This is a genomic window from Desulfuromonadales bacterium (assembly GCA_035620395.1).
Classification (GTDB): domain Bacteria; phylum Desulfobacterota; class Desulfuromonadia; order Desulfuromonadales; family DASPGW01; genus DASPGW01.
Window position 1 is genome coordinate 1 of sequence record DASPGW010000267.1, and the last position, 15395, is coordinate 15395.

The following is a 15395-nucleotide window of genomic DNA, read 5'->3' on the forward strand; positions in this document are numbered from 1 at the left end:
ATCTAAACTTCCTTAGCCTTTTGAAAAGATGAGATTATGAAAACACAACTTTTTATTTTTTTCATTTGTATTTTATTTCTTTTTGGTTGCGCCACGAAGAATCCGACATCAGCCACCCTTGGCCACTTTAAAGATAATCTCTCAGTTTTTGAAAGAGCCACTCCTACTGTAGATGAAACTAAAAATTTTAAATTCGAAAAAATTGCCTTTAATAAAAAGCATTTTTTCAGAATCACAAAGGACGACCAAGTATTTGAGTTTGATTCTGGTAGAAGTTTTTTTAAGGCATTTGAAATACCTACTGATAATGAAATTATCAACGTAAGGTTAAAGAGCTTCGCTGTTGAAGATAATTTCAGGATAATAGGAAAAATAGACTACTATATATTTTATCCATTTATCGCCTTTTTAGATTCTAATATGAATTTTACCAGAGCGACAACTCCAGAAATGTTAATTAGTATTGGCATTTTTAATATGTTCAATTTCGAAAATGGCGGTCTCGAAATGAACTTCACAATTGATCAAAAAGAGTTTAATGAAAAGTACATTGTTGTGTATACAAAAGAAAAATACATTGATGATTCCGAATCTGTTGTTATTGGATCAAATTCTACTTTTTACAATACGGTTCCCGGGGGAGGAGGTAGTGTCATGGTTATTCCCAGTGACGTTGATACTACCTTTTCAAATAATGACGAAAAAGCATCGCCATTTGGACAACTTAGAATTACTTTGTCCCCCCAACAATAAAGATATATACAAGGTGGAGCGGGCGGTCATGGGCAATTCTCCAATGGGCCTCATCAGTTCGGTTCTGTGCTGCACGCCCGCTAAATGTTCACGTTAAGGCTGTAGGAAAATCATTCTCATAAATCACTGTCCTGGAGACAGAAATGGCCATTCTTATTGATGGCTACATTCCGAACACGAAAATGGCCACCTCGGCTTGACGGGGTGGCCACTGCTATTAAGGCATTGCGGGGACAGTATCCGCCCGCTGCCGATTTTCAGCATATAGTTTATAGACGGTCGACCTGGCGATGCCGTAGTGTTCGGCGATTTCTTTCTTGCTGCAGCCGGGCGCCTCGAAGTCCTTGATCAAATCCTGGATCTCCTTTTTGGCCAATTTGGGTTTTGCACCGAATTTCACGCCGCGCGCCTTTGCTTTCTCTCTGCCCTCCATGGACCGCTCTCGAATCAGTTCCCGCTCGAACTCCCCGATGGCTGCAAGGATGTTGAACTGCAGCCGGCCATACATGGTGGTTGTGTCTATCCCCTGGTCGAGGACCACCAAATCCACCTGCTTGGCCTCCAGCGTCTGGACGATGCCGGCCAGATCCACGACCGAGCGGGCAAGACGATCCAGCTTGGTTACCACGAATACGTCTCCAACCCGCACGAAATCGAGAGCGTTTTTGAGCTCCGGCCTACCCTTGGTTGATTTGCCGGAGACCTTTTCATGGAAAACCCGGTCGCAATCTGCGAGGCGATCAAGCTGAACATCGAGTTTTTGCCCAGACGAACTGACCCTTGCGTACCCAATTCGCATTCCTGTTGCCATGGCGACCTCCTTTCATTTACGTCGTGATGATTTGACTTGCCGCTGCTCTTGGTTGCCTCTATAATCTTACCAGTAAGAAAACCAAGGAGAATTCTATGGGAACGCTGGCAACAACCAAAATGTCGTCAAAGGGGCAAGTTGTTATCCCTGAAGAGGTACGCAAGCGGCTCAATCTTAAAGCCGGAGCCCAGTTCGTCGTCGTTGGAGAAAATGACGTCGTCATCCTGAAGGCGATCTCGCCACCATCCATTCATGAGTTTGATGATCTTCTTGCGAAAGCCCGGCAGCAAGCCAAGACGGCCGGCCTCAAGCAGGTGGATATTCAGGAAGCGATTATCAAGGCGCGAGGGCGCAAGTGAGAATCGTTCTGGATACCAATGTGTTCATCTCCGGAATTTTCTTTTCCGGGCCACCGCACCGAATCCTTCAGGGTTGGAGAGAGGGGCGGATTCAGTTGGTACTTACGCCTGAGATATTTGAGGAATACCAGAGGGTGGCAGCAGTTTTACATGAGAAGTTCCCCTCGGTGGATTTAACCAGACTGCTGGACTTGGTGGTCATCGAAGCCGAAATGTGTCAGGCTGAGCCACTCGCTGAGGCCGTCAGCGCAGACCCGGACGACGACAAGTTTATTGCCTGTGCCTTGTCCAGCGGCAGCAAGTTGATTGTCAGTGGGGATAAGCATCTTCTTGATGTGAATAGCTACCGGGGAATTGAAATACTCAAGCCGAGACCTTTTATTGACAAGTATTTACTCGACTAATTCAAAGTTCTGAGAGGGGTCAAGTTGGGTTGGAAATCTCGCATTGAAGGGATACCAAGACACTGGCAATCCCCTCCCTCTTAGTCGTCGAGGGCGATCTGATACAACATGCAAACGGTAGTGACATTGACAATTAAACCCTGCATAGGTTAAATGGAATACCGTGAAAATCGCGAATCGCGGGCGTTTTCGGGGGAAAGTGATGGGGCAACCGCCGCCGGGTCAACAGGAAGCTGGCCGGCGGCGTTAGTCATTCGGGGTGAGGAGCCTGCAAATCGAAACCCGCCTCCAGGACCTCGGTATCAGTTGAGGCTGATTCATCGAAGTGAGGTCATGAGATGGTCGTTCGAAGAATGAAATGCCTTTGGCTTTTAGTGTTCTGCATCCTCGTCAGCGGTTGCATCTTTCACTCTGCACCTCCCGACAATGTCGGATTCCTGTCGGTGGAAAGCCTCAGAGAGTTGGAGGGCGTTTTCCGGAACCTAGGTGAAAGTGACGCCGAAAGGCAGCCGGTTTATCTATCGTCCTTGATCTGGAAGTCCAGCGACATCGCTCACAGTGCCATCACGGCAGTCGAAGTCAGAGTGCCGGATGCAGAATCCTTGATTGTTAGGGCTCTCCGTGATGACAAAATCGAGAAGGAGGATATCTTTGTTAGGGAACGGGACTTCAGAATCCGCCATGGGCGAATTCAGTTGAACCGTCAGTGGGCGCTGCTCAATTATGGCAGCGGTGACCCTCTGGTGGGTCCCCGCTACGAGAGCTATGAGATTGGACTCGATGCGAAAGGGGACGGAAAGTACCGCTCGCACGGTGCCGGCGCTGGATTGATCTTCCTGTTTTTTCCCGTCGCTATCTCCGATACCCAAGAGGTGCGGTTCATCAGACTCGAACAATAAATCCAATTTTTCACCACATCTAAAACAGCTTATGGCCAAACCTGATTCCTTGGCTTGGCCTTTCTTAAATGTTGCTCCAGAATGCAATCCCACTTGACCTCTGGATTTATAAAACCCCAAGAGGGCATATGCATGTAATGTCCAAATCGGGCGAACTGGATTCAAATAAGAACCGGCGGATGCAATTGCAAAGGGGACGGCCATTCCAGCCGTCCCCTTTTCGTTTCGCCTTGCCCCAACGGTCAATCGACGATTTTCACTCCCGCCCCCCGCAGCTTTTTGACAGCCTCCTTCTCCCCTTCCTTCGTCAAGGAGCGGGTGGCAGCCTTTATAACGCTCGCCTCGAACCCCTCCGCTCGCGCGCCCAGCGCCGATTCCATGACGCAATATTCCAGAACCAGGCCGCCCAGCCAGAGGTGCTTCACCCGGTCTTTCCGGAGCAAGGCGGCAAATCCTGTCTCCTTGAAGGCCGAATACTGGTCGAAATCGAATCGCACACCCGAAGTAACCAGCACCACGTCGGGGGGAAGTCTAAGATCGGGATGGAATCTGGCCCCTTCGGTGTCCTGCAGGCAGTGGGGGGGCCACTCTCCCCCTTCCGCCTGGAAGCTCACGTGGCGCTGCGGATGCCAGTCCCGGGAAGCATAAACGGGGATTCCCAATTCCTGCGCCGCCTCGATCCAGCGGTTGAGTACAGGGACAACCTTATCCCCTTCCGGCGCCGGCAGAGCTCCCCCGGGACAGAAATCGACCTGCACATGCACCACCAGCACCCCGTCCCCCTTTTTCAAGGCCTCCCTCGGCTCGACCATCTCTCCTCCTTTGCCCCTCCGCCGTGCAGATTCAGCGCCGTTTCGAGTGAACTTTACCGCAACCCGCGCCCCTGTCCAGCACCGGGCCTTCGGCAACAGGGACAACCTGAGGAGAACTTCCTGCCGGCGGTTGCAGGCAGGCTGAAACGTTATAAATTTTAATTCAGGCTCAGCGAAGGAGGAGAGCCCTCGCATGCATGCCGCATCAAGCGACGACCGAACGGTCCGGAGAGCGCTGCGCTTCCTGGAGACTCTGCTGGCGGGCTACCGCAACACCCCTTATGCCGTGCGCTTCTGGGACGGGACGCTCTGGAATCCCGGCGGCGGGGAACCCCGTTTCACCCTGGTTCTGCGGCATCCCGGCGCCCTGCGCCGGATGTTCCTGGCGGCAAACGAGCTCACCCTCGGTGAAGCCTACATCTACGACGATTTCGACGTCGAGGGGGACCTCGAGGCGGGAATCAGCTTCGCCGACTACCTGTTCGAACTGCGCCAGGGTTTGCCCGAAAAACTGCGCAACGCGCGCTACCTGCTGAGCCTGCCGGCCCGGGAGCGTCCCGGCTCCCTGCGCCAGGCGGCTCGTCTGGCGGGGCAGGCCCATTCCCGGGAGCGCGATTCGCAGGCGATCACCTACCACTACAACGTCTCCAACGACTTCTACCGCCTCTGGCTGGACGAGCGGCTGGTCTACTCCTGCGCCTACTTCGCGGCGCCCGACGATTCCCTCGAGGCGGCCCAGGAGCGCAAGCTCGACTATCTCTGCCGCAAGCTGCGCCTGCAGCCGGGAGAGCGGCTGCTCGACCTCGGCTGCGGCTGGGGCGGGCTGATCCTGCATGCGGCCAGGCATTACGGCGTGGAAGCCTTCGGCATCACCCTCAGCGAGCCGCAGGCCGAGCTGGCCAACGAACGCATCCGGGCGGCCGGACTGGCGGGGCGCTGCCGGGCGGAGGTGCTGGACTACCGGGAAGTCGACGAGGCGGCGGGGTTCGACAAGCTGGTCAGCGTCGGGATGTTCGAACACGTCGGCCAGGTCCGCCTGCAAGATTATTTCGCCAAGGCCTGGCGGCTGCTGCGGCCCGGCGGCGCCTTTCTCAATCACGGCATCGCCAAGAGCCTGGCCCGGCCATTGCCGGAAGGACCGTCGTTCATCGACCGCTACGTCTTTCCCGACGGCGAACTGCTGCCCATTGCCACCACCCTGCGCACCGCCGAGAGCTGCGGCTTCGAGATCCGCGACCTGGAGAGCCTGCGCGAGCACTACCTGCTGACCCTGCGGCAGTGGATCGGGCGTCTGGAGGCGAGTCATGAAGAGGCGGTCCGCCTCACCGACGAAGTGACCTACCGGGTCTGGCGCCTCTACATGGCCGCCTGTGCCTACTGCTTCCGCACCGGCAGCCTCAACCTCTACCAGGCGCTGCTGGTCAGGCCGGACGGCGACGACAGCCGGCTGCCGCTGACCCGGGCGGATTGGTACACAGGCTGAGCAAAAGAAAAAAGGAGCCCCCAAAGGCTCCTTTTTTCGCGTAACGGCTGGAAACGGGGGCTACGCCTCGTACACCAGCGTGCGGATCAGGCCGATGGTCGAGCCCTCTTCGTTGGTGGTCGCGTCGCTGACCGAGATCACCTTCTGGATGTTGTTCTCACGAAGGAAGGCGTTCACGCGCGCATCGAGTTCGTTCAATTCCCGCTGGGTCTTGAAAGCTTCCAGGGGTTCACCGAAGGTTTTGACCTTGATCATGACGCCTCCTTGTCGACAAGAGTTGTTCAGACCTGAACCACGGACTTGACGCCGGGAACCTTCTCCTTCAGCGTCCGCTCGATCCCCATCTTCAGGGTCATGGTGGACATCGGGCAGGAACCGCAGGCCCCTTTCAGCCTGACGCTGACCACGCCGTCTTCGGTCACGTCGACCAGTTCGACGTCGCCGCCGTCGGCCTGCAGGGCGGGACGGACCAGTTCCAAAGCAGCCTGTACTTTTTCTTTCATGGGATGGACCTCCTCTGTTGGTGTTGCAAGTATAGCCCCCCGGCGGGGGGACGCAAGAGCGGGTTTCAGAAACCGGCCGACGGCAGCGGAATCGACTGCAGGGACCGGGAGCAGAGCAGTTCGGGGGAACCGACCCCCTTGCCCTGGATGAGGACCTTGAAGGTCTCGCCCATGCCGCCGTCGGGCAGGATCAGGTTCTTGAGGGTCAGGCGCAGGGCGCGGGCGTTCTTTTCGTCCGGCTCCCGAGCCTGCAGCTCGATCAGCGCCTCGACGAAGCCGAGCGCCAGCAGGAACCGGTATTGCTCGCCGAGCCAGAGGGGGGCGAGGCCCACCTCTTCGCCGGCGCGCTGCAGGGCGGTAAAGTCGACGTGGGCGGTGATGTCCTGGCAGCCGACATGCCGGTAGGGGTTCTCACCCGAGCTATGCCTATGGTAGCACATCAGGGTGCCGTTGCGCCGCCAGGGGGCGTAGAGCTCCGCGGCCGGGTAGCCGTAATCGACGGTCAGCACGAAGCCCCGCCCGAGCAGCCGGCCGACCTCCTGCATCCAGCGCACCGCCTGCAGGTTGACCTCGGCCCGGTTGCCCTCGACCGGCGCCGTCCCCAGCCAGCGGAAATGTTCGGCAATCGCCGGTGTCGAGAGCGGGTGCAGCTCTTCGGCAAAGCCGTCGCCGGCCGCCACCACATACACCTCTTTCAATTCACCTTCGTGCTTTTCCACGACATGCACGGGGAAGGCGTCGGCCAGCTCGTTGGAGAGGACGCACCCCGCCATCCCGGCGAGTTCCTCCAGCGTGCACCAGCCGAGCCGCTCGCGGTGCCCGGCGAGCTGCTGCGCCTGGCGCGCCCGGTTGTCGGGGCTGATTTCCACCAGTTGATAGCGCAGCTGGGCGTAGAAGTCGGGGGCCTCGGCGCGGACGGCATCGAGGATGTCGAGGGCCAGGTGCCCCTCCCCGGCTCCCTGCTCGGCGACGGTGAACGCTCCCCGCCCGAGCAGCTCCCACATCTGGCGCAGCTGCCTGGCGATGAGACGGCCGAACAGGGCATGGACGCTGCTGGAGGTGAAGAAATCCCCCTCCCGGCCGATCCGGCTGCGGGGCGCCATGTAATAGCCGTATTCGGGATGATACAGGCAGAGGGCCATGAACTCGGCAAAAGGGATGCCGCCTCCCGCCTCGGCAATGCGGCGGCGGATCAGCTCTTCGAGTTCCGGCTTGCTCTCGGTGGCGGTCGTGGTCATGCGGTCGCTTCCTTTGGCCAGTGGAAAGAGGGGGGATTTTAACCTAGAGGGGGAGAGATGACAAGGGGGAGGAGCCGGGAAAATTTGGTGAAGGTCCGGGCCGGGAAAATTGACCGATGACGCGGGGGGAGCGCGGATCGGGGGCGCCGGCGTAAAATGAAGTCAGGAAGCACTCCATTCGGGAGGCGCAACGATGAAAGAGGCGGAACTGAAAGGGATATGGGACAGGATACGGGGCGTGGTCATGGAGCTCGGCGGAGAATTGACCGGGGACGGGCGGGAGTTCGCCGCCGGCCAGCGCGAAGAGCTCATCGGCAAGCTGGAGGAGTACTACGGCATGAGCCGCGCGGAGGCGCAGCGGGAGGTGGAGAAATTCTTCGAGCGGGAACAGTAGGGCAGAGGCGAGGCTGGTTGGTGCCCCTTTTTCGTCCGCCCCGGCATCACCTCAATCCTCCCCGTCTTCGGAGTCGCTCCGGAGCAGGGAGGCGCGGCGCACCGGACGGTTGCCGAAACGCTCCGCCAGCCGGTCGAGGGACCGGTCGAGGTCGGCGAGCCGCTGGCTCTTCTCGTCCGGGAAGAGGGTAGCCTGGCCCTGCGCCGCCGGCTCCGGCTCGCCCACGCTCAGGCCGAGCAGACGCACCGGGCGGCTGCCTGCCTCGGTCCTGGCCAGCAACTCGAGTCCCGCCCGGTAGAGGAGCAGCCCGTTGGCGGTCGGTTCCGCAAGGGTCAGCCGGCGGGTGACCGTCTCGAAATCGCCGTAGCGGACCTTCAGGGTGACGACGCGCCCTGCCAGGCCCTGGCGGCGCAGCCGGGCGGCCACCTTTTCGGCCTGGGCCAGCAACTGGCGCTGCAGGGCTTCGCGGCTGGTCAGGTCGGCGGCGAAGGTCGCCTCGGCGCCGAAGGATTTGGCCGGCTGGTCGACCTCGACCTGCCGGTCGTCCTCGCCGCGGGCCAGGCGGTAGAGGCGCCCGCCCCAGACGCCGAAGAGGCGGACCAGCTGCGCCTCCGGCAGCCGGCGCAGATCCGCCACGCTGCGGCAGCCGAGCCGCTGGAGCTGCTCCGCGGCCTTGGCGCCGACGCCCCAGATCCGCTCGACCGGCAGGGGGAGAAGGAAGGCGTCCACCTGCTCCGGGGCGATCTCCAGCAGGCCGTCCGGCTTGGCACTCTCCGAGGCGAGCTTGGCCAGAAACTTGTTCGGCGCCACCCCGGCGCTGACCGCCAGACCCAGCTCCGCCCGGACCTCCCGCCGGATCCGCGCCGCAATCGCCGCCGCCGGGCCGAAGAGGCGCTCGCAGCCGGCCACATCCAGAAAGGCCTCGTCCACCGACAGCGGCTCGATGCGGTCGGTGTAGCGGGCAAAAATGCCGAAGACCTGCCGCGAGACCTCCTGGTAGCGCGCCATGCGCACCGGCAGCACCACCGCCTCGGGGCAGAGCCGCACGGCCCGGCGCATCGGCATGGCCGACCGCACCCCGAAGGGCCTCGCCTCGTAGGAGCAGGCCGAGACCACGCCCCGCTCCAGGCTGCCGCCGACGATCACCGGCCGGCCGCGCAACGCAGGGTTGTCCAGCTGCTCCACCGACGCGTAGAAGGCGTCCATGTCGAGATGGATGATGCTGTTGGTCATGGTGCGGCCTGACGTTGGAGGGGCAAGAAGGTTTGACGGGAGGGATTCTGGCATGTTCAGGGGCGGGAGGCAAGATGCCAGGCAAGTTCGCAAATTGGGAAACAGGATGAAGCCTGAATTTATCCTTCGCCCAGTTGGTAAAAACGTGCCAGCAGATCGTGTTTAACCTGTCGATGAAAGCCAACCGTTTCGGAATCGCCCCGGCCGCCGCCCCTGAAGAGGGCCCTCATATTCCTTGCCGAGACGGTCCTCGCCAAACTCCCGTCATCTATCTGGCGCCTTACCAACAGATACCGCGGCCAGATTTGGTCGCTACCCGGCTATCGCTCCCTCCCCGCTTCATGCCAGGCTTTCCTGACCGGCGAGAGCAGGTACTCCAGCACGGTGCGATCCCCGAGGCGGATCTCCGCTTGAGTTTGCATGCCGGCGGTGAGTTGGTAATGCTCACCGCCCGTATCCAACCGCATAGATTTCAACGCCACCAGCGCCCGGTAGACCAGCGGCTGGCCTTTCCGCGCCGCGTCGGCCGGTGAACTGGCATTGCCCGTGGCAGCAGTGTCCGCCGCGTCGGCGCTCACATGTTCGACCATCCCGTTGAGCATGCCGTATTTCTGAAAGGGGAAGGCGGCGAACTTGAGTTTCACCGGCTGCCCCTTTCGGACAAAGCCGATGTCTTCGTTGGAGACCCAGACCTCGGCCCGCAGGGTCTCTTCCTTCGGCACCAGGGTAAGGAGCACGGTGCCGGGCTGCACAACGGTGCCGGCGGTGTGCGTGGCAAGGTCCTTCACGATGCTCTCCTGCGGCGCCCTCAGCTCCATGAGCCCCCTGCGATGTGCCTGTTTGGTCACTTCCAGGACGAGTTTGTCGGCTTGCCCCTGGATATCGTTACGCTCTGCGTAGAGTTGACGTCGATGATCGGATTCGATCTGGGCGAGCCTCTTCTCGGATAGCTGGATGCTCGCCCGAGCCGATTCGATCACAGCTTCCTGGGTGCGCAACTCCTGCTCCTTCTCGATGCGTTCCCGCCGTTTGTCGCTGGCCTCGCTCGGGGCCACGATGCCGTCCTTGAAGAGCTTATCGAAGGCCTCCTCCTGTTCGCGGTAATGGGGCAGAATGTCGGCAAGTTTCTTCTTTACCGCTTCGGCCGCCGCGAATTCATGTTTTGCCTTGAGGAGCCGGGAGCGTTCTTCGGCCAGCGCCGCTTCCAGCGCCGCGCAATTGGCGCGGTACTGGGCTTCGACCTCGCGGGCGAGGCCCAGGGGGTCTTGCGCTTCGGCCTGGAAGGGCTGGCCGGAGAGTTCCGCGTCGATACGGCGCAACGTCAGGCGCTTGCGCCGGGAGTCGGCTTCGAGGGACCTTTCATCCGCTTCGGTGATGAGGGCATCCATGCGCATCAGCACCTGACCGGCATGGACCACCTCTCCTTCCCTGACCAGGATTTCCTTGACGATGCCGGCCTCCGCCGGCTGCACGATCTTGACGTAGCTCTCCGGCACCAGCTTGCCTTCGGCAACGGCGACGATATCGAGCCGGCCGACGAGCGCCCAGACCAGGAGCCCGGCAAGCAGGATGAGAAGAGCCCATAAAACCTTTCGTCCCATGGGATTGGGTGCTGATTCCTGCAGACGGAGCAGAGGCGGGGAAAAGTCGAGCGGGTCGGCCATTCAAAAGATCCGTTCTGAAAGGTTGCGTTGTGCATGGATGCGGCGGGGTCGAAACAAACCCCGCCGCATCGGACAGCCATTACAGCCGTTTCACTCCATCCTTCAAGCCCTTGAAGTCCTGCAGGTTGGTACCGGACCCTCCTGCCAGCGAGAGGGCGTCCGACCCGAAGGCGCATGTGGAGCCCAGGAACCCACCTGCCGCTTGTCCCAGATGGGCGATGTCGGCGCCTCGATTGTCATGTTGCCAGACGCCGTGGTCGTACCGCGCCGCCTCATCGGCCAGGGCGCGGTTCATCGCCTGCCAGCGGATAAAGATTTCATTTCCGCCCTGGCTGTTCCCGGGTTTCTGGCCGAACACCGAGAAGTGCTCCTCCAACCGGCTCACGTCGAGATAGCTTGACGGCCTGGCCGTCTCCTGAGCTGAGTCGGCCTCGTTGGCGGCATCGCTCGCGGCCAGGCCAAATCCCTTGCCGTCGTCTTCGCCGCGCCCCTGCCGGCTCCTGGCCCCGGGATGTCCGGGCGATGTGCCCGGCCCGTCGTTGAAGTTGGTATCGTGTCCCGCCGGCGCCGCATCCACGCCATTGCCCACCCCTTGATTGCCGTGACTGACCGACAGGCGGAAGACATCCGACGTCGAAAGGCTTCCCTCGGTGCTGCCCGTGGCGGCCACCCGGTCGGTCGCGGTGACCCGGATCTCCACAGAGCCGACCGCCTTCGGCGTCTTTCCGGCGAAGGTCTGGGTGGCGGCGTCGAAGGTGAGCCAATCCGGCATAGGCGAGCCATCCGCCAAGGTGACCGTATAATCCAGCGTGTCGCCCTGGTCGACGTCGATGAAGCTGCCGGCTGGCATCTGCCAGGAGACGGGCTTGTTGAAGGTAAAGTCCTGATCGGCCAGCGGCGACACCAGGATCGGCGCGTCGTTGGTTCCGCTTACCCGGATGTCCAGCGTGGAGGCGGTCTCGACGATGCCGTCCGTCGCGGCATAGTCAAAATGATCGATCACTTCCGCTGTGCGGCCCAGCGACTGGACCGCCGAAGCGGCGTTATCGAGGTTATAGGTGTAGCTGCCGTCCGCCGCCAGGGCGAGGGAGCCGTAGTCGCCCGCATGGGCGCCGGGCACCGCTACCCCGAGGACGGTGCCCGCATCGATGTCGGAATCGTTGGCGAGGACGTTGCCGCTGGCGGAGACCAGCGCGTCCTCGACGACATCTGCCGTATCGGGAGCGACGACGGGCGCGTCGTTCATGCCGACGATGCTGACCTCCACCGTTCCGGAGGCCTGGGCGCCCTTGTCGTCGCTGATGGTGTAGGCGAAGCGGTCCTGCAGCACGTCGCCCGCGGCGAGTTCCTGGAAACGATTGCCGATATCGTAGGCGATCTCGCCATCCACCAGGGAGACCAAGGCGCCGACCGCCGATTCTCCGACGGAGAGCACGCTCAGCACGTCGCCCGGATTCGGATCGGTGTCGTTGGCCAGCAGATCGCCGGTCGGGAACCTCAGGGGGCCGCCATCCTCGTAGACCGTGATACTGTCGGTATGGGCCACCGGCGGCCGGTTGATCAGCAGCTCGATGCCGGCGCGGTCGAGCACCGTGCCGTCGTCGAACTCCATGGCATTGAGCCCTTCCCCGGTCTGCAGGAACCAGTCGGTCAGGACGAAGGTGTCGGTGGCGCCGAGAACCCGCACGATCATGTCGTCCCCCACCCGATCCGCCTCCAGGTCGAACTCGGTCAGGCCGCTGCCCACGTAGAGGGTATTGTGCCCCTGGGCGTCCACGATGCGGTCGTTGCCGTCGCCGAGACGAAAGACGTAGCGGTCGTCTCCTGCACCGCCCAGCAGGGTGTCGTCCCCCCGGCCGCCTTCGAGGAGGTCGTTGCCGCCGCCGCCCGCCAGGGTGTTGGCCCCGGCGTTGCCGACCAGCCGGTTGCCCAGCTCGTTGCCTGTGCCGTCGATGGCCGCGGTGCCGGTGAGGACCAGGTCCTCGACGTTGGCGCCGAGGGTGTGGCTGACGCTGGCCAGCACGGTATCGGTACCGGCGCCGGCGGCCTCCACCACCATATCCCCGGCGTTGTCCACCACGAAAGTATCGTCGCCGAGGCCGCCTGCCAGGGTGTCGGCACCCAGACCGCCGTCGAGGAGGTCGTTGCCGCCGCCGCCGGCGAGGGTGTTGGCGGCGCTGTTGCCGGTGAGGACGTTGTCCAGGGCGTTGCCGGTGCCGTCGATGGCCGCGGTGCCGGTGAGGACGAGGTTCTCGACATTGGCCGCCAGAATTTGGCTGACGCTGGCCAGCACGGTGTCGGTCCCTTCCCCGGCCGATTCCACCACGGTGTCGCCTGAGTGGTCGACGATGTAGGTGTCGTCGCCGGTGCCGCCGATCAGCGTATCGGCACCCGAGGCGCCGTCGAGGGTGTTGGCGCCGCCGTTGCCGATGATGATGTTGGCCAGCGCGTTGCCGGTGCCGTCGACGTCGGCACTACCGGTCAGCACCAGGTTTTCGACATTGGCGGTCAGGGTGTAGCCCAGTTCCGTCCGCACGGTGTCGATGCCGGCATCGGCCGCCTCGACGACCATGTCGCCAAGGTCGTCCACCAGGTAGGTGTCATTGCCGCTGCCGCCCTGCATGAGGTCGGCACCCAGGCCGCCGTCGAGGGTGTCGTCGCCGCCGTTGCCGATCAGGGTGTCGTCCCCCTCCAGGCCGTTCAGGACGTTGTCGCCGCCGTTGCCGGTGAGCACGTTGCCGAAGGCGTCACCCGTCCCGTCGATTGCGGCTGAACCGGTCAGGATCAGGTTCTCGACATGATCGCCCAGCACGTAGGCGATGCTGGCCTGGACGGTGTCGATGCCCTCGCCCGCGGCCTCGACGACCATATCGCCCGCGTCATCGACCATGTAGGTATCGTCACCCGTGCCGCCCGCCATGAAGTCGGCACCCGTGCCGCCGTTCAGGGTGTCGTTGCCGCCCTCGCCGAACAGCCGGTCGGCGCCGCTACCGCCGTTCAGGAGATCGTGGCCATCGCCACCGACCAGGGTGTCGTCACCGCTCTCGCCGGCAAGGGTGTTGGCGCCGGCGTTGCCGGTGATCACGTTGTCCGCGGCATTGCCGGTTCCGTTGATGTTGGTCGTACCGGTAAGGGTCAGGTTCTCGATGTTGGCGCTCAGGGTGTAGCTGGCACTGGAGTACACCGTATCGGTGCCGTCGTCGGCCGCCTCCACCACGGCGTCGGCGGAGTGGTCGACGATGTAGGTGTCGTCGCCGGCACCGCCCACCAGCGTATCGGCACCGGAACCGCCATCGAGGACGTTGGCTCCGCTGTTGCCGGTGATCACGTTGGCGAGCGTGTTGCCCGTGCCGTTGAGGTCGGCCATCCCCGTGAGCGTCAGATTCTCGACGTTGGCGGTCAGGGTGTAGCTGATGGTCGACTGGACGAGGTCGGTCCCTTCGTTCAGGTTTTCGGTCACCAGGTCGCCGGCGCTGTCGACGAGGTAGGTGTCGTTCCCAAGACCGCCGGCCATGATGTCGGCGTCCTCCCCCCCGTCCAGAGTGTCGTTGCCGGTGTTGCCGGTAAGCGTGTCGTTGCCGGAGAGGCCGGAAAGAACGTTGCTGCCGGTGTTGCCGACGATGACGTTATCGAGGGCGTTGCCGGTGCCGTTGATGGCGGCAGTACCGGTGAGGGTGAGGTTCTCGACATTGGCGGCAAGCGTGTAGCTGACGCTCGCCTGCACCGTGTCGATCCCCTCGCCTTCGAGCTCGGTGACCCCGTCGCCGGCATTGTCGACGATATAGGTGTCGTTGCCGCTGCCGCCGGCCATCGCGTCGGCGCCCGTGCCGCCGTCGAGGATGTCGTTCCCCTCGCCGCCGAGCAGGGTATCGTTGCCGGCATTGCCGTAGAGGGTGTCATTGCCGGCCCGGCCGTCCAGGACGTTGGCACCGCTGTTGCCGGTGATCACGTTGCCCAGTTCGTTGCCGGTGCCGTCGATGCTGGCCGAACCGGTGAGGGTGAGGTTCTCGACGTGGTCGGTCAGGGTGTAGGTGATACTCGACTGCACCAGGTCGGTTCCCTCGCCCGGATTTTCCGTCACCGCGTCCCCGGCGTGGTCGACGACGTAGGTGTCGTTACCGCTGCCGCCGGCCATCGCGTCGGCGTCGGCGCCCCCGTTCAGAGTGTCGTTGCCGGCATTGCCGAACAGCTGATCGCTGCCCGCCTCGCCATTGAGAATATCGTTGCCGTCGCCGCCGACCAGGATGTCGTCCCCCGCGCCAGCCGTGAGCGTGTCGTCCCCCGCGCCGCCGTCCAGGACGTTGGCGCCGCCGTTGCCGGTGATCGCGTTATTGAGGACATTGCCGGTGCCGTCGATGTCCGCGGTGCCGGTCAGGGTGAGGTTTTCGACATTGGCCGTCAGGGTGTAATCGATGCTCGACTGCACCGTATCGGTGCCGGCATTGACCGCCTCGGCGACCACGTCGCCGACGTTATCGACCACGTAGATATCGTTGCCCGCTCCTCCCTGCATGGTATCGGCGCCGGCGCCACCGTCGAGGGTGTCGTTGCCCGAGTTGCCGATCAGGGTATCGTTCCCCTCCAGGCCGGAGAGGACGTTGGAGCCGCTGTTGCCGGTAATCACGTTGTCCAGGGAGTTACCCGTGCCGTTGATGCCGGCAGATCCCGTCAGCGTCAGGTTCTCCACGTTCGCCGTCAACGCGTAGCTGACGCTCGCCTGCACCGTGTCGATCCCCTCGCCTTCGAGCTCGGTGACCCCGTCGCCGGCATTGTCGACGATATAGGTGTCGTTGCCGCTGCCGCCGGCCATCGCGTCGGCGCCCGTGCCGCCGTCGAGGATGT

The 15395-nt window shown here is 62.0% G+C and carries 14 protein-coding genes; 6 read left to right on the forward strand and 8 right to left on the reverse strand.

Features of this window, described 5'->3' with window-relative positions:
* The first annotated feature begins 36 nt into the window (after nt 1-36).
* Nucleotides 37-753 (forward strand): MalM family protein, encoded by a 717-nt coding sequence (locus VD811_14685; GenBank protein ID HXV22229.1) that lies wholly within the window; start codon nt 37-39, stop codon nt 751-753.
* A gap of 217 nt (nt 754-970) precedes the next feature.
* Here VD811_14685 and VD811_14690 read toward each other — a convergent pair whose 3' ends face one another.
* Nucleotides 971-1564 carry a recombinase family protein gene (locus VD811_14690; GenBank protein HXV22230.1) on the reverse strand — a complete coding sequence of 198 codons (594 nt, stop codon included), beginning with the start codon at nt 1562-1564 and terminating at the stop codon, nt 971-973.
* 95 nt (nt 1565-1659) lie between these two features.
* Between VD811_14690 and VD811_14695 the strand changes: the two genes are divergently transcribed.
* The 3 genes from VD811_14695 to VD811_14705 all read left to right on the forward strand — a co-directional run bounded on the left by VD811_14695 (nt 1660) and on the right by VD811_14705 (nt 3226).
* On the forward strand, nt 1660-1923 hold the full coding sequence (locus VD811_14695) for an AbrB/MazE/SpoVT family DNA-binding domain-containing protein (GenBank protein HXV22231.1): 264 nt from the start codon (nt 1660-1662) through the stop codon (nt 1921-1923).
* Complete coding sequence (locus VD811_14700; GenBank protein ID HXV22232.1) at nt 1920-2327, forward strand: putative toxin-antitoxin system toxin component, PIN family; 408 nt, start codon at nt 1920-1922, stop codon at nt 2325-2327. The genes VD811_14695 and VD811_14700 overlap by 4 nt, the downstream gene beginning before the upstream one ends.
* 338 nt (nt 2328-2665) lie before the next feature.
* Nucleotides 2666-3226, forward strand: a complete 561-nt coding sequence (locus tag VD811_14705; protein HXV22233.1) for a hypothetical protein — start codon at nt 2666-2668, stop codon at nt 3224-3226.
* Nucleotides 3227-3468: 242 nt separating this feature from the next.
* Here VD811_14705 and VD811_14710 read toward each other — a convergent pair whose 3' ends face one another.
* A complete protein-coding gene (locus tag VD811_14710; GenBank protein HXV22234.1) occupies nt 3469-4038 on the reverse strand; it encodes an isochorismatase family protein in 570 nt (189 codons plus the stop codon).
* Between the two features lie 193 nt (nt 4039-4231).
* On the opposite strand from VD811_14710, the gene VD811_14715 reads away from it, so the two are divergent.
* Nucleotides 4232-5521 (forward strand): cyclopropane-fatty-acyl-phospholipid synthase family protein, encoded by a 1290-nt coding sequence (locus VD811_14715; GenBank protein HXV22235.1) that lies wholly within the window; start codon nt 4232-4234, stop codon nt 5519-5521.
* Nucleotides 5522-5581: 60 nt separating this feature from the next.
* On the opposite strand, the gene VD811_14720 is transcribed toward VD811_14715, so the two are convergent.
* The 3 genes from VD811_14720 to VD811_14730 all read right to left on the reverse strand — a co-directional run bounded on the left by VD811_14720 (nt 5582) and on the right by VD811_14730 (nt 7262).
* Nucleotides 5582-5776, reverse strand: a complete 195-nt coding sequence (locus VD811_14720) for a hypothetical protein (protein ID HXV22236.1) — start codon at nt 5774-5776, stop codon at nt 5582-5584.
* Between the two features lie 26 nt (nt 5777-5802).
* On the reverse strand, nt 5803-6024 hold the full coding sequence (locus tag VD811_14725; GenBank protein ID HXV22237.1) for a NifU family protein: 222 nt from the start codon (nt 6022-6024) through the stop codon (nt 5803-5805).
* 65 nt (nt 6025-6089) lie between these two features.
* Nucleotides 6090-7262 (reverse strand): SAM-dependent methyltransferase, encoded by a 1173-nt coding sequence (locus VD811_14730; GenBank protein ID HXV22238.1) that lies wholly within the window; start codon nt 7260-7262, stop codon nt 6090-6092.
* Between the two features lie 193 nt (nt 7263-7455).
* Between VD811_14730 and VD811_14735 the strand changes: the two genes are divergently transcribed.
* Nucleotides 7456-7656, forward strand: coding sequence for a hypothetical protein (locus VD811_14735; protein ID HXV22239.1), 201 nt, complete (start codon nt 7456-7458; stop codon nt 7654-7656).
* Between the two features lie 51 nt (nt 7657-7707).
* Here the strand turns inward: VD811_14735 and dinB are convergent, their stop codons facing one another.
* From dinB to VD811_14750, 3 genes are all read right to left on the reverse strand, one after another.
* Nucleotides 7708-8889, reverse strand: coding sequence for a DNA polymerase IV (gene dinB, locus VD811_14740; GenBank protein ID HXV22240.1), 1182 nt, complete (start codon nt 8887-8889; stop codon nt 7708-7710).
* Between the two features lie 320 nt (nt 8890-9209).
* Entirely contained in the window at nt 9210-10490 is a 1281-nt protein-coding gene (locus VD811_14745) for an HlyD family type I secretion periplasmic adaptor subunit (protein HXV22241.1), read from the reverse strand.
* Between the two features lie 142 nt (nt 10491-10632).
* The coding region (locus VD811_14750) for a VCBS domain-containing protein (protein HXV22242.1) at nt 10633-15395 on the reverse strand (4763 nt) is incomplete at its 5' end.

What these genes read in the sequence shown, in the direction of transcription:
- VD811_14705 (HXV22233.1), top strand. Translation starts at nt 2,666, where the DNA reads ATGGTCGTTCGAAGAATGAAATGCCTTTGGCTTTTAGTGTTCTGCATC.
- VD811_14725 (HXV22237.1), bottom strand. Translation starts at nt 6,024, where the DNA reads ATGAAAGAAAAAGTACAGGCTGCTTTGGAACTGGTCCGTCCCGCCCTG.
- VD811_14690 (HXV22230.1), bottom strand. Translation starts at nt 1,564, where the DNA reads ATGGCAACAGGAATGCGAATTGGGTACGCAAGGGTCAGTTCGTCTGGG.
- VD811_14745 (HXV22241.1), bottom strand. Translation starts at nt 10,490, where the DNA reads ATGGGACGAAAGGTTTTATGGGCTCTTCTCATCCTGCTTGCCGGGCTC.
- VD811_14720 (HXV22236.1), bottom strand. Translation starts at nt 5,776, where the DNA reads ATGATCAAGGTCAAAACCTTCGGTGAACCCCTGGAAGCTTTCAAGACC.
- VD811_14730 (HXV22238.1), bottom strand. Translation starts at nt 7,262, where the DNA reads ATGACCACGACCGCCACCGAGAGCAAGCCGGAACTCGAAGAGCTGATC.
- VD811_14715 (HXV22235.1), top strand. Translation starts at nt 4,232, where the DNA reads ATGCATGCCGCATCAAGCGACGACCGAACGGTCCGGAGAGCGCTGCGC.
- VD811_14685 (HXV22229.1), top strand. Translation starts at nt 37, where the DNA reads ATGAAAACACAACTTTTTATTTTTTTCATTTGTATTTTATTTCTTTTT.
- dinB (HXV22240.1), bottom strand. Translation starts at nt 8,889, where the DNA reads ATGACCAACAGCATCATCCATCTCGACATGGACGCCTTCTACGCGTCG.
- VD811_14695 (HXV22231.1), top strand. Translation starts at nt 1,660, where the DNA reads ATGGGAACGCTGGCAACAACCAAAATGTCGTCAAAGGGGCAAGTTGTT.
- VD811_14710 (HXV22234.1), bottom strand. Translation starts at nt 4,038, where the DNA reads ATGGTCGAGCCGAGGGAGGCCTTGAAAAAGGGGGACGGGGTGCTGGTG.
- VD811_14735 (HXV22239.1), top strand. Translation starts at nt 7,456, where the DNA reads ATGAAAGAGGCGGAACTGAAAGGGATATGGGACAGGATACGGGGCGTG.